12 protein-coding genes are annotated in these 13600 nt (G+C 71.0%); 5 read left to right on the top strand and 7 right to left on the bottom strand.

Annotated features, from left to right (window positions below):
* Positions 1-104 precede the first annotated feature (104 nt).
* Positions 105-803 (bottom strand): hypothetical protein, encoded by a 699-nt coding sequence (locus RFN52_RS10310; RefSeq protein WP_184845311.1) that lies wholly within the window; start codon positions 801-803, stop codon positions 105-107.
* 69 nt (positions 804-872) lie between these two features.
* A complete protein-coding gene (locus RFN52_RS10305; RefSeq protein WP_184845310.1) occupies positions 873-2213 on the bottom strand; it encodes a DUF2252 domain-containing protein in 1341 nt (446 codons plus the stop codon).
* A gap of 217 nt (positions 2214-2430) precedes the next feature.
* Here RFN52_RS10305 and dnaE point away from each other — a divergent pair, with 217 nt between their 5' ends.
* On the top strand, positions 2431-5970 hold the full coding sequence (gene dnaE / locus RFN52_RS10300; RefSeq protein WP_184845309.1) for a DNA polymerase III subunit alpha: 3540 nt from the start codon (positions 2431-2433) through the stop codon (positions 5968-5970).
* A 97-nt stretch (positions 5971-6067) separates the two neighbouring features.
* Here the strand turns inward: dnaE and RFN52_RS10295 are convergent, their stop codons facing one another.
* Positions 6068-6235 (bottom strand): hypothetical protein, encoded by a 168-nt coding sequence (locus tag RFN52_RS10295; RefSeq protein ID WP_184845308.1) that lies wholly within the window; start codon positions 6233-6235, stop codon positions 6068-6070.
* A gap of 221 nt (positions 6236-6456) precedes the next feature.
* Between RFN52_RS10295 and RFN52_RS10290 the strand changes: the two genes are divergently transcribed.
* From RFN52_RS10290 to RFN52_RS10275, 4 genes are all read left to right on the top strand, one after another.
* A complete protein-coding gene (locus tag RFN52_RS10290; protein WP_184845307.1) occupies positions 6457-7671 on the top strand; it encodes an NYN domain-containing protein in 1215 nt (404 codons plus the stop codon).
* 134 nt (positions 7672-7805) lie between these two features.
* Positions 7806-8780, top strand: coding sequence for an ABC transporter ATP-binding protein (locus RFN52_RS10285; protein ID WP_184853844.1), 975 nt, complete (start codon positions 7806-7808; stop codon positions 8778-8780).
* Positions 8781-8883: 103 nt separating this feature from the next.
* Positions 8884-9705: an ABC transporter permease gene (locus RFN52_RS10280; protein ID WP_062926321.1), complete on the top strand. Its 822-nt coding sequence runs from the start codon at positions 8884-8886 to the stop codon at positions 9703-9705.
* 56 nt (positions 9706-9761) lie between these two features.
* Complete coding sequence (locus tag RFN52_RS10275) at positions 9762-10454, top strand: AAA family ATPase (RefSeq protein WP_184845305.1); 693 nt, start codon at positions 9762-9764, stop codon at positions 10452-10454.
* A gap of 99 nt (positions 10455-10553) precedes the next feature.
* Here RFN52_RS10275 and ybaK read toward each other — a convergent pair whose 3' ends face one another.
* The 4 genes from ybaK to RFN52_RS10255 form a co-directional block, all read right to left on the bottom strand.
* The gene (gene ybaK / locus RFN52_RS10270; RefSeq protein WP_184845302.1) at positions 10554-11051 is read right to left on the bottom strand and encodes a Cys-tRNA(Pro) deacylase; all 498 of its coding nucleotides are present in this window, start codon (positions 11049-11051) and stop codon (positions 10554-10556) included.
* Positions 11052-11142: 91 nt separating this feature from the next.
* Entirely contained in the window at positions 11143-11610 is a 468-nt protein-coding gene (locus tag RFN52_RS10265; RefSeq protein ID WP_311240926.1) for a hypothetical protein, read from the bottom strand.
* A 100-nt stretch (positions 11611-11710) separates the two neighbouring features.
* A complete protein-coding gene (locus tag RFN52_RS10260) occupies positions 11711-12451 on the bottom strand; it encodes an LON peptidase substrate-binding domain-containing protein (RefSeq protein WP_184845301.1) in 741 nt (246 codons plus the stop codon).
* 11 nt (positions 12452-12462) lie between these two features.
* The gene (locus RFN52_RS10255; RefSeq protein ID WP_184853842.1) at positions 12463-13494 is read right to left on the bottom strand and encodes a hypothetical protein; all 1032 of its coding nucleotides are present in this window, start codon (positions 13492-13494) and stop codon (positions 12463-12465) included.
* Between the last annotated feature and the right edge of the window lie 106 nt (positions 13495-13600).

Genomic DNA, 13600 nt, shown 5'->3' with positions numbered 1-13600 from the left:
CGTAGGGGACGCGCACACCTGGGGTGTGCGGAATGCGTAGGGGGACTGCTGGTGCTCGGAAGTGCCGCACCGGGGGCGAAGGCGCCTCCCGCGACGCGGGTGCCTTACTGCGCGAAGGCGGGTGAGCACGGCGGTCCACGCCGTCCCAGGGAGTACGCGAGGATCCGGTCGCGGGCGGTGGGGGTGCGGTCGGCGGTACGCGCCGGCAGGCGCCGCCCTGCCGGGGCCCGCTCCACCGCGACCGCGGCGACCGCCAGCAGCAGCGGCCGGAACGTCGTCGCCGTCACCGCCCGCAGCAGCTGGGCCAGGGCCCGCTCGCCGCGGCGCAGCCAGACGGCGGCGAGGAGCCCGACGCCGACGTGCGCCCCGAGCAGCAGCCAGGCCGTGGCCGGTTCGGCGTGGGCGACCGCGGCCGCCAGCCGCTCGGTGCCGGTGGCCCCGGCCATCCGGGCCAGGGGCGTGCCGACCTCTCCGCCGCCGCAGAGCACATCCAGGCCGACCGAGCGCAGGGGCCCGGCGACCGGGCCGCCCGCGCGGCCGTAACAGGCGTGCTGGCCGGTGGTGAACACCGTGTCGGCGGTCAGTTCCAGCGGGATCAGCAGGGCCGCGATCCGACCGAAGGAGCGCTCCCGGCCGGCCAGGGCGAACGCGATCACGAACACGGCGGCGGCGACCGCGGCCACCGTGCCCACCGGCAGCGGGGCCCGGGACAGCAGCACGTGCGACGCGGTGCTGAGCGTCACGACCACGGCCGTGAACAGCGCCGCGCGTACGGCTCTGAGGCGGATCCCGGATATGTCCATAGCGAAAGGAGAGTCTGTCATGGGGGCCGGTAAGGGACCCCTAAAGGATGCCTGTGAGAGGCCTTGCCGTCACAGCCCCGGAATCCGTCCGTTGCGGAACAGGTCCACGAAGGTCTGGTGGTCGGCACGCGCGCGTGCGCCGTAGGTGTGCGCGAAGTCGACCAGCAGGGGGGCGAAGCCCTCCTCGTCGGCCGCGAGCGCCGCGTCGATGGCCCGCTCCGTGGAGAACGGCACCAGGGACTCACCGGACTGGTCGTCCGCCGCCGAGTGCATCGTAGCCGTCGCCCGGCCGAGGTCGGCCACCACCTGGGCGATCTCCTCCGGGTCGTCGATGTCTCCCCAGTCGAGGTCCACCGCGTACGGCGAGACCTCGGCGACCAGCTGTCCCGCGCCGTCCAGCTCCGTCCAGCCCAGCCATGGGTCGGCGTGCGCCTGCAGGGCACGCTGGGAGATGACCGTGCGGTGCCCCTCGTGCTGGAAGTAGCCGCGGATCTCCGGGTCCGTGATGTGCCGGGAGACGGCCGGGGTCTGGGCCTGCTTGATGTAGATCACGACATCGTTCTCCAGGGCGTCGCTGTGCCCCTCCAGCAGGATGTTGTACGACGGCAGCCCCGCCGAGCCGATGCCGATGCCGCGCCGGCCGACCACGTCCTTCACGCGGTAGGAGTCCGGGCGGGCCAGCGAGCTGTCCGGGAGCGTCTCCAGGTAGCCGTCGAAGGCGGCGAGGACCTTGTAGCGGGTGGCCGCGTCCAGCTCGACGGAGCCGCCTCCGGAGGCGAAGCGGCGCTCGAAGTCGCGGATCTCCGTCATCGAGTCCAGCAGGCCGAAGCGGGTCAGCGAGCGGGCGTCACGCAGCGCGTCCAGCAGCGGGCCCTGCGCGGTGTCCAGCGTGAACGGCGGCACCTCGTCGCTCTTCGCGCCCGTCGCCAGGGCGTGGATCCGCTCGCGGTAGGCGACCGCGTAGATCGTCACCAGCTCGGAGATCTGCTCGTCGCTGAGCGCCTTCGCGTAGCCGATCAGCGCGATGGAGGCGGCGAGGCGCTTGAGGTCCCAGGTGAAGGGGCCGACGTAGGCCTCGTCGAAGTCGTTGACGTTGAAGATCAGGCGGCCGTTGGCGTCCATGTACGTGCCGAAGTTCTCCGCGTGCAGGTCGCCGTGGATCCACACGCGCGAGGTGCGCTCGTCCAGGTACGGGCCGCCCTGCTTCGACCCGAACTGATCAGACACGGTCAGGTCGTGGTAGAAGAGGCCCGCCGTCCCCCGGTAGAAGGCGAAGGCCGAGGCCGCCATCTTGCGGAACTTCACGCGGAACGCGGCCGGGTCGGCGGCCAGGAGCTCGCCGAAGGCGGTGTCGAAGACGGCGAGGATCTCCTCACCGCGGTGCTCGCCGTCGAGCTGCGGGAACGACATCGCTGGGTGCCTCCTGGTGCATGCGTGTCAGGGCGGCAGGTCCGCCCTGGATCCTAACGTGCGGCGGCCCGCGGGAGTGCCCGCGAACCCTCGCATGAAGGTACGCGGGTCGGCCCTCCAGGTGTCAGTGCCGAGGCATAGACTTCGACGCTGCCCCCAGACTGTCCGCAGCCTGCCGGGCCCCATGTGTCGTATGTTTCCTCTGGAGGCCGCAGCCGTGTCAAAGCCGCCGTTCACGCACCTGCACGTCCACACCCAGTACTCGCTGCTGGACGGTGCCGCGCGGCTCAAGGACATGTTCAACGCGTGCAACGAGATGGGCATGACGCACATCGCCATGTCCGACCACGGCAACCTCCACGGCGCCTACGACTTCTTCCACACCGCCCAGAAGTCCGGTGTGACCCCGATCATCGGGATCGAGGCCTATGTCGCGCCCGAGTCCCGGCGCAACAAGCGCAAGATCCAGTGGGGCCAGCCGCACCAGAAGCGGGACGACGTCTCCGGTTCCGGTGGTTACACCCACAAGACGATGTGGGCCGTGAACAGCACCGGCCTGCACAACATCTTCCGGCTGTCCTCCGACGCGTATGCCGAAGGCTGGCTGCAGAAGTGGCCCCGGATGGACAAGGAGACCATCGCCCAGTGGTCCGAGGGGATCGTCGCCTCCACCGGCTGCCCCTCCGGCGAGGTCCAGACCCGGCTGCGCCTCGGCCACTTCGACGAGGCGCTCAAGGCCGCCGCCGACTACCAGGACATCTTCGGCAAGGACCGCTACTTCCTGGAGCTGATGGACCACGGCATCGAGATCGAGCACCGGGTCCGCGACGGCCTCCTGGAGATCGGCAAGAAGCTCGGCATCCCCCCGCTGGTCACCAACGACTCGCACTACACGTACGCGCACGAGGCGAGCGCCCACGACGCCCTGCTGTGCATCCAGACCGGCAAGAACCTCTCCGACCCCGACCGCTTCCGGTTCGACGGCACCGGCTACTACCTGAAGTCCACGGACGAGATGTACGCCATCGACTCCTCGGACGCCTGGCAGGAGGGCTGCGCCAACACCCGCCTGATCGCCGAGATGGTCGACACCACGGGCATGTTCGAGAAGCGCGACCTCATGCCCAAGTTCGACATCCCGGAGGGGTACACGGAGGTCAGCTGGTTCCGCGAGGAGACCCTGCGCGGCATGCACCGCCGCTTCCCGGACGGCATCCCGGACGACCGCATGAAGCAGGTCGAGTACGAGATGGACACCATCATCTCGATGGGCTTCCCGGGCTACTTCCTCGTGGTCGCCGACTTCATCATGTGGGCCAAGAAGCAGGGCATCGCGGTCGGCCCCGGCCGAGGCTCCGCGGCCGGCTCGATCGTCGCCTACGCCCTCGGCATCACCGACCTCGACCCCATCCCGCACGGCCTGATCTTCGAGCGGTTCCTCAACCCCGAGCGCATCTCCATGCCCGATGTCGACATCGACTTCGACGAGCGCCGGCGCGTCGAGGTGATCCGCTACGTGACGGAGAAGTACGGCGCCGACAAGGTCGCCATGATCGGCACGTACGGCACCATCAAGGCCAAGAACGCGATCAAGGACTCCGCGCGCGTGCTGGGCTACCCGTACGCGATGGGCGACCGCCTCACCAAGGCCATGCCCGCCGACGTCCTCGGCAAGGGCATCAACCTCGACGGCATCACCAACCCCGAGCACCCCCGCTACTCGGAGGCGGGCGAGATCCGGGCGATGTACGAGAACGAGCCGGACGTGAAGAAGGTCATCGACACCGCCAAGGGCGTCGAGGGCCTGGTCCGGCAGATGGGCGTGCACGCCGCCGGCGTGATCATGTCCAGCGAGACCATCACCGACCACGTCCCCGTCTGGGTCAGGCACACGGACAAGGTCACCATCACCCAGTGGGACTACCCGAGCTGCGAGTCGCTCGGCCTGCTGAAGATGGACTTCCTCGGCCTGCGCAACCTGACGATCATGGACGACGCCGTCAAGATGGTGAAGTCCAACAAGGGGATCGACATCGATCTCCTGAGCCTCCCGCTCGACGACCCCACGACCTTCGAACTGCTCCAGCGCGGCGACACCCTCGGCGTCTTCCAGTTCGACGGCGGCCCCATGCGCTCCCTGCTCCGGCTGATGAAGCCGGACAACTTCGAAGACATCTCCGCCGTGTCGGCCCTGTACCGCCCGGGCCCCATGGGCATGAACTCCCACACGAACTACGCGCTGCGCAAGAACGGCCAGCAGGACATCACGCCCATCCACCCCGAGCTGGAGGAGCCGCTCAAGGAGGTCCTGGACGTCACCTACGGCCTGATCGTCTACCAGGAGCAGGTGCAGAAGGCCGCCCAGATCATCGCCGGCTACTCGCTCGGCGAGGCCGACATCCTCCGCCGCGTGATGGGCAAGAAGAAGCCCGAGGAGCTGGCGAAGAACTTCGTCCTCTTCCAGGAGGGCGCCCGCAAGAAGGGCTTCAGCGACGAGGCCATCCAGGGCCTCTGGGACGTGCTGGTCCCCTTCGCCGGCTACGCGTTCAACAAGGCGCACTCCGCCGCGTACGGACTCGTCTCGTACTGGACGGCCTACCTCAAGGCGAACCACCCCGCCGAGTACATGGCCGCGCTGCTCACGTCCGTGAAGGACGACAAGGACAAGTCGGCCGTCTACCTCAACGAGTGCCGCCGCATGGGCATCAAGGTGCTCCCGCCGGACGTCAACGAGTCGATGTCCAACTTCGCGGCCCAGGGCGACGACGTGATCCTCTTCGGCCTCTCCGCCGTCCGCAACGTCGGCACGAACGTGGTCGAGTCGATCATCAGGTGCCGCAAGGCCAAGGGGAAGTACGTCTCCTTCCCGGACTACCTCGACAAGGTGGAGGCGGTGGTCTGCAACAAGCGCACCACCGAATCGCTGATCAAGGCCGGCGCCTTCGACGCGATGGGCCACACCCGCAAGGGTCTGACCGCGCACTACGAGCCGATGATCGACAACGTGGTCGCGGTCAAGCGCAAGGAGGCCGAGGGGCAGTTCGACCTCTTCGGCGGCATGGGCGAGGCCGAGACCAGCGAGCCGGGCTTCGGACTCGACGTGGAGTTCTCCCCCGACGAGTGGGACAAGACCTATCTGCTCGCCCAGGAGCGGGAGATGCTCGGTCTGTACGTCTCCGACCACCCGCTGTTCGGCCTGGAGCACATCCTGTCCGACAAGGCCGACGCGGGCATCTCCCAGCTGACCGGAGGTGAGCACTCCGACGGCGCGGTCGTCACCATCGGCGGCATCATCTCCGGCTTGCAGCGCAAGATGACCAAGCAGGGCAACGCCTGGGCCATCGCCACCGTCGAGGACCTCGCCGGCTCCATCGAGTGCATGTTCTTCCCCGCGACCTACCAGCTGGTCTCGACCCAACTCGTCGAGGACGCCGTGGTGTTCGTCAAGGGCCGTCTCGACAAGCGCGAGGACATCCCGCGGCTCGTCGCGATGGAGCTGATGGTGCCGGACCTGTCGAACGCGGGCACCAACGCGCCCGTGGTCCTCACCATCCCGGCCACCCGGGTCACCCCGCCGCTGGTCAGCCGCCTCGGCGAGGTGCTCAGCCACCACAAGGGCGACAGCGAGGTCCGGATCAAGCTCCAGGGACCGACCAAGACGACCGTGCTGCGGCTGGACCGGCACCGGGTGAAGCCGGACCCGGCGCTCTTCGGAGACCTGAAGGTGCTGCTCGGGCCGTCCTGCCTGGCCGGGTGAAGCACGGATCTCGATGCGCTTGAGGGGCGTACCCGCAATCGGGTACGCCCCTCGTGCGTGTGCGTGTGTGTGGGCTCAACAGCCCGTCACGCAGACGTCAGTTGTGGCCGAAGCTGCGCTTTCGCTTGCCGGACGGCGCCATCTCGCCGGGGGTCGCCTCGACCTCGGCCTGGGGCTCCGTCTGCGATGCGGGGCTGCGGTCGGCCCGCTGACCACGCTCGGTCGGACGCTGCTGCTTACGGTCACGGTTCTTGTTCTTGGCCATGGTGATGCCTCCTGTGGGGGACTAGGGGCCAGGGCCGGGACCAGATTCACACAGGCCGACAACGATCGCATGTCGGACAATTACCGTGTGTGACAGGGGTGGTCGGAGCCGCACCTCCCGAAACGCCACGCCGAAGATCGAGTTCCGGCCGTTAACCTCCGCGCCGTCGGGCAGACTCGAAGCAAGCCCGAAGCAAACCTCCTGGGAAGAGGGTGAGTCGCGTGGACCGCTGCATCGTCCTGGTGGACGCTGGGTATCTGCTGGGAGCCGCGGCGAGTCTCCTCGCCGGAGAGCCCTCGCGGTCCCGGATCACCGTCGACCACACCGCCCTCATCCAGGGGCTGCGCGAACGCGCCGAATCCGACACACAGCAGCCGCTGCTACGCATCTACTGGTTCGACGGCGCCCCGGACCGCGTCCCGCAACCCGAGCACCGCAGGCTGCGCGTGATGCCCCGGGTCACCGTCCGGCTCGGCGCACTGACCCGCAGCGACGGCCGCTGGGCCCAGAAGGGCGTGGACGCCGCGATGCACGCCGAGCTGACCGAACTGGCCCGCAACCGAGCCTGTTCCGACGTCGTCCTCGTCACCGGCGACGGCGATCTGCTGCCCGGCATGATGGCCGCCAAGGAGCACGGCGTCGCCGTCCACCTGTGGGCCGTCCAGGCCGCCGACGGCGACTACAACCAGTCCGAGGACCTGGTCGCCGAGGCCGACGAGCGGCGCGTCCTGGACCGCACATGGATCACCAAGGCCGTCCGCGCGAAGGACTACACCGGGGCGTGCGCGCCGCAGCCCGCGCCCCGGCCCGAGATCGCCGCGATCCTCTCCGCGCCGCTGCCCGAGTCCGCGCTCGGTGCCACGTCCGACCGGCCCGCCCCGCAGCCCCGCCACCCGGCGGAGACCGGTCCCGGGCAGAACGGCACCGAGGAGCGGGTGCCCGCCGCCAAAGGGGTCCCCACGCCCAAGGACCTGGCCGCCCTGCGGGCCCCCGGCACCCAGCCCGCCCAGCAGCCCGCCTCCGCCACCCTCCGGTGGTCCTCCGACAAAGGCTGGGTCGACCGGCCCACGGCCGAGCCCCCCGAGGCCGCTTCGATGCCGACGCTCGCCCAGCTGACCACGGCGGAGCAGCGGTGGGCCGACCGCGAGGAGGACATCACCACCGTCGGCGGTGACCCCTTCGAAGTGGGGCAGGTCTTCGCGAGGCGCTGGGTGGAGCGCCTCGGCGACCAGAACCACCTGCAGAAACTGTCCGGGATGTACCCGCGCATCCCGCACCGCGTCGACGGGGAGCTGCTGCGCTACGCCGCCCGGTTCGGCCTGCTCGCCCACAAGGACGACCAGATCGACGAGCGGGACCGCTACGCCATCCGGGCCGGCTTCTGGCGGGAGATCAGCGTGCGCACGGGCGTGGAGCACCCACCCCTCGACGACTGAGGGGCCCCTGAGTCCTTTGCCGACGGATTTCCCGGTATGGACCGACCCGAGAACGGACCAGGGTCGCCGACCCCGTAGTCTCGTCCCTTGTGAGTAAGCGCGCGGCACAGGCATTTCGGCACGATGGTGACGTCGTGTGCGCGGTGCGCGGGCTGACCAAGACCTATCCGGCGGTCCGGGGCCGGCGCGGCACACCCGGAACACCCGAGGTCCGGGCCACGGACGACGTGACGCTGGACATCCGCCGCGGCGAGATCTTCGGCCTGCTCGGTCCCAACGGGGCCGGCAAGTCCACCCTCGTGCGCCAGCTGACCGGGCTGATGCGGCCCGACCGTGGCAGCGTGGAGATCCTCGGGCACGACATCGTCCGCCACCCCGAGCGGGCCGCGCGGATCCTCGCCTACCTCGGGCAGGAGTCGACCGCCCTCGACGAGCTGACCGTCTCGCTCGCCGCCGAGACCACCGGGCGGCTGCGCGGCCTGGACGTACGGCAGGCGCGGGCCGAGCGGGACGCCGTCCTCGACGAGCTGGGGCTCGCGCCGCTCGCCGGGCGGCCGCTGAAGAAGCTCTCCGGGGGCCAGCGGCGCCTGGCGTGCTTCGCGGCGGCCCTGGTGGGGGAGCGGCCGCTGCTCGTGCTCGACGAGCCGACCACCGGCATGGACCCGGTGGCGCGGCGGGCCGTGTGGTCCGCTGTCGACCGGCGCCGGGCCGAGCACGGGACGACCGTGCTGCTCGTCACCCACAACGTCATCGAGGCCGAGACGGTGCTGGACCGGGTGGCCGTCCTCGACCGGGGGCGGGTGATCGCCTGCGACACCCCCGCCGGGCTCAAGGAGCAGGTCGCCGGTGAGGTGCGCGTCGACCTGGTGTGGCGGGACGCGGCTCCGCTGCACGTGCCCGAGGTGGCCGCGCTGAAGGACCGCGTCGTGGAGTCGGGCCGCCGCTGGACGCTGCGGCTCGGGCCCGAGGAGGCCCGGGCGGTCGTCGCGACCGTCACCGGCGGGGCCGCCTTCGCCGCCCTGGACGACTTCACCCTGGCCACGCCGAGCCTGGAGGACGTGTACCTCGCCCTCGGCGGTGCCGTCCAGCAGGGGCTGGTGAAGGTGTGAGCGCGAGGACACCGGGCGCGCGGGCCGTGAGCAGACCGGCCGCCGCATACGTACCGAACAGGCGACTGCCGCAGTGGACCCGAGCGAAGGGAAGCAGCGCGACGTGAGTGTCGTACCCGCCGATGTCCTGCCGGGCAGTGCCCTGGCCGTGGAGGAGCCCGCCGCGTGCGCGGCCGAGCTCGGACCTCGGGCGCGGCTGTGGCCGTCGCTGGCGGCCGTGTACCGGGCCCAGCTGTCCCGGGCGCGGGTGGCGCGGATCCCGCTGCTGTTCGTGGCGACCTTCCAGTCGGTCGGGATCATGATCCTGATGCGCGGGGTCGTGGACGACGGGGCGGAGGCGCAGGCCGTCGTCGCCGGGTCGTCGGTCCTGGTGGTGGCCTTCGTCGCGCTGAACCTGCTCGCGCAGTACTTCGGGCAGCTGCGGGCCAGTGGCGGGCTCGACCACTACGCGACGCTGCCGGTGCCGCCGGCGGCCGTGGTGCTGGGCGCGGCGGGCGCGTACGCCTCGTTCACCGTGCCCGGGACCGTCGTGACCGCGGTGTTCGGCTGTGTGCTGTTCGGGCTGCCGATGGCCCATCTGTGGGTCCTCATGGCGGTGATCCCGCTCGCGGGCGCCGCGCTGGCCGGGCTCGGTGCGGCGCTGGGACTGCTCGCGCCCCGGCCTGAACTGGCCACGCTGCTCGGACAGCTGGGCATGTCGGCGGCGCTGCTGCTGGGCGTGCTGCCCGCGGACCGGATGCCGGAGGTCGTGCGCTTCACGCGGGACCTGCTGCCGTCGACGTACGGCGTGGAGGCCTTCGCGCGGACCTTCGGACCGCATCCCGACTGGGCCTTCGTGCTCGGTGACCTCGCCGTGTGCGGGGTGGTGGGCGTCGTCTCGCTGGCCGTGGCGACCTGGGCCTACCGCCGGGCGGCCGTCCGGTGAGCGAGGAGGGATCCTCCGGTGACGCGGCACACAAGCGGACCTGGCACGATGGCAGGGTGACCGCACCACTGACTCCGCCACCGCCGCCGCACGAACACTCCGCACAGGGGCCGTGGCAGCCGCCGGCCGCCGGGCCGCAGGCTCCCGGGTCGCAGCACGCCGAGTACGCCGGGCACGGCTGGTACGGACAGGACGGCCCCGGCATGAAGACGGAACTGCGGGAGGCCGCCGTGATCGCGGTGGCCGTGGCGCTCGGCGGGGTGCTGCTCGGAGTGCTGTGGTGGTGGCTCGCGCCGCACGTGCCGCTCGTCGGCGACGTGGTGGAGAAGAGCTGGGTCGTCTACCTCAAGGACACCGAGGGGGAGCAGGCCATCGGGGTCGACGGCACGTTCACGCTCCTCGGGCTGGGCTTCGGCGCCGTCAGCGCCCTGGTCGTCTTCCTGCTGCGACGGCGCGGAGGCGTGCCGCTGGTGATGGGGCTGGCCCTCGGAGGGCTGCTCGGCTCGCTGCTCGCCTGGCGCGTCGGGGTGTGGCTCGGGCCCGCCCAGGACGTGATCGCGCAGGCTCAGGCCGTCGGGCGGGGCGTGACGTTCGACGCGCCCCTGAAACTGGGCGCGAAGGGGGCGCTGCTGGCCTGGCCGCTCGCCGCACTGGTGCTGCACCTCGGGCTCATGGCGCTGTTCGGACCCCGGGATCCGGAGCCGGAGTTCGCGGCCGGGCCGTACCAGGAGCCCTCCACCCGCGGTTAGGGCCCTTCTGGTGGGTCTCCGCGGCGTCGCGATGCCCGGCACGCCGAGAGCACGCACCGAACACCGCTCCTTCCTCCACGGAGATCCATCAGAAGGGCCCTAACGGCCGACAGGCGCGAGGACCGCCTCCGTCAGCTTCTGGAGGTCCTCCGGAGCGAGCTCGACCTCCAGGCCCCTCCTGCCCGCCGACACGCAGATCGTCGCGTGCGCCGCGGCCGAGGCGTCGAGGACCGTCGGCAGCGTCTTGCGCTGGCCCAGGGGCGAGATGCCGCCCCGGACATAGCCCGTCGTGCGCTCCGCCAGGGCCGGGTCGGCCATCGCCGCGCGCTTGCCGCCCACGGCCGCCGCCAGGGCCTTCAGGTCGAGTTGGCCGGCCACCGGGACCACCGCGACCGTCAGCGTGCCGTCGACGTCCGCGACGAGGGTCTTGAAGACGCGGTCGGGCGAGACGCCCATCGCCTCGGCGGCCTCCTCGCCGTAGGAGGGGTGCGCGGGGTCGTGGTCGTAGGCGTGGACGGTGTAGCTGACGCCCGCCGCCGTCAGGGCCACGGTCGCGGGTGTGCCGCCGGACTGCTGCTTCTTCGACTTCTTCGCCATGGAGCGGCATCCTTCCAGACGGTGGAACGCGGACCGCCCCGCCCGGAGAGGTCCCGGACGGGGCGGCACACGAGGTTCTGCTGAGCCTGGGTCAGCAGGTCGCCCACGGGGTCTCGAAGGTTCCCTGGCCCTCGACCTTGATCAGGCCCTTCCAGTCAATGTCACAGCGGTAGCTCATGGTCCAGGTCTGGACTTCCCGGTCGCCCGTCGAGATGGTCTCCGTCGGGCCGAACGTGCTGCCGCCATTGGTGGTGCGGTAGCCCAGCTTCGCCCGGATCTGCCCGCCGGACTTCTTCGTGTAGAAGACCTCGACGCGGCTGGGGCTCGTGTTCAGCGATATGCACAGCTGCCCGTTGGTCATTCGGGTGCACTCGACGCGGTCCTGGGCCCCGGCGGGCGCCGAGGGCGCCGCGTGCGCGGGCGCGACCAGGAGCGTGGAACCGATTGCGACACCGGCGGCGACGCTGAGAATGCGCGCACGACTCATGTGTGTATCCCCCTTGATGCGGTCATGGCCATGATCATGGCCGGTCGGCTTGATCATAGGCAGGTCGATCACGGGGGCCCCACAGGTTTTCAGTCGTCCCGGTGGCCGGATCCGTCCCTTGCGTTCCGGCGGGAAACCGTCCTCCTCGTTTCCGTCGAGACGTGTCTTTCCCTCAGTTGAGGCTCATCGGTCCGCGCGTCAGCTCCGACGCCGGCAACGACGGCAGGCTACGGATGATCGCCGTCTCGGAGCGGAGCAGTCTCAGCTCGTCGCGCAGGCGGGACGCCGTGTCGGGGGCCTGGAGCAGACGCTGCTTCGCCGGGGTGTCCAGCATCATCGCGGCCGCCACGAGGTACGACACCACGCCCGGCTCGTCCGGCAGTTCGGCACCCGTCGCCAGGGACCGCTCCCGCGCCCCGGCCAGCCGCTTCTGGTACTGGCGGAAGGACCGCAGCACGCCCTCGGCCAACGGCGCGGCCTCGTCGCCCGGTTCCTCCTCCAGCGGCTCCAGTTCGGCCGTCAGGAAGGGCCCGGACGCCTCGACCGACAGCAGCTTCACCCGGGTGGTGCCGGTCGCCAGCACCTCGAAGGAGCCGTCGGTGCGCTCCCGGATCGTCGCCGCGTCCGCGATGCAGCCCACCTTGTGGAACGCCTTGACCGGGTCCGGGCCGAAGCCGGCCGCCGGGCCCCGCTCGGGCAGGGCCGTCGGGTCGGGCATGCCGGGCGCGGTCGAGGCCACCTCGTGGCCGTCGCGGATCGCCACGACGGCGAACCGGCGCGGCTCGTCCTCGGGCGTCTTCAGCAGCTCGCGCATCATGGCGCGATACCGCTCCTCGAAGACGTTGAGCGGGAGCACGAGCCCCGGGAACAGCACCGAGTTCAGGGGGAAGAGGGGGAGCCGGACGGTGGTCACGACGTAAAAGCCTAATGGTCGCCGGGACGGACTCGCCCGCCCCGTTCATTCCGTGGATGCCCGGACGGGTTCCCGGCCGCCCCGACCCGGATGTCCTCGCGCACCCGCAGGAAGTGCCCGAGGGGGTCGTCCGACATCCGGTCCCAGGGGAAGGAGGTGGCGTACGGGCCGTTCAGGCGCAGTTGCTCGACGGCGTCGGGCCAGCGCTCCAGGCGCACCAGGACGAAGATCAGCAGGTTGCGCATCCGGGCCGGCCAGGGGTCGGCCGCCGGCAGCCGCGGGGACAGCGCGATCGCCCGGTCGGCCGCGGTGTCCAGCCGCTCACGCGGGATCTCGGGCCCGCAGTCGTCCGTGAGGTAGCCGAAGGCCGCCCGCAGCGGCAGGGCCTGGACGAGCGCGCCGGCGGGAGCGTCCTGGGCGGCCCGGTCGGCGAAGTCGAAGCACTCGTGGTGCGATCCGTGCCAGTAGGTGGCCAGGTAGCGCAGGGCCGCCACATGGCACCCGTAGTGGTGCGGGGCACGGCGGACGGCCGCCGCCCACAGTTCCTCGAAGTAGGTGTGCCCGGCCTGTGCGCCCCGGGCGTGGTCGAGCGCGATCCGCCACGGCACGGGGTCCCGCTGGTCGCCCCGGGCCGCTGCCGTGATCAGCGGGCTCACCTCGCGCAGCAGCTCGGCCCGGGCCGGTGACTGCCAGGCGCGGTCCACCGCCAGCTGGGCCCCGACCAGGAGCGCGTCGGGGTCCTGCGGGGCGGTGGCGAGCCAGGCGTCCAGCCACTCGGGCCGCGAGCGCGCGAAGGCGGCCAGCCGGGTCACGTACCGGTCGCGCCGCTCCCACTCCGAGGCCACGCGGGTGGCCAGGAGCAGCGAGGCGGCCGGGACGTGGTCACCCCGGGCGGCGGCGACCAGCGCCGGGCTCAGCCGGGCGTCGGGCGCGTCGAGCAGCACCTCGTCGTCGGCGCACGGCTCGCCGACGAGGTGGGGGGAGGTCCTTGCCATCCGGCTCGCACGGATGAACGGGAGCTGCATTGCCATGGTGCCGACCATTGAAAGTCCGCTGCTCATGACGGCGCCAGACTGTTCATGGAACCTACGGAAAGTTGTACATCCAATGGTCAAGAGAACGTAAAACCGTGACAGTTCGATAACTGTG

This window comes from Streptomyces collinus (assembly GCF_031348265.1).
Taxonomy (GTDB): domain Bacteria; phylum Actinomycetota; class Actinomycetes; order Streptomycetales; family Streptomycetaceae; genus Streptomyces; species Streptomyces collinus.
This window is presented reverse-complemented; position numbering and strand designations above follow the sequence as displayed.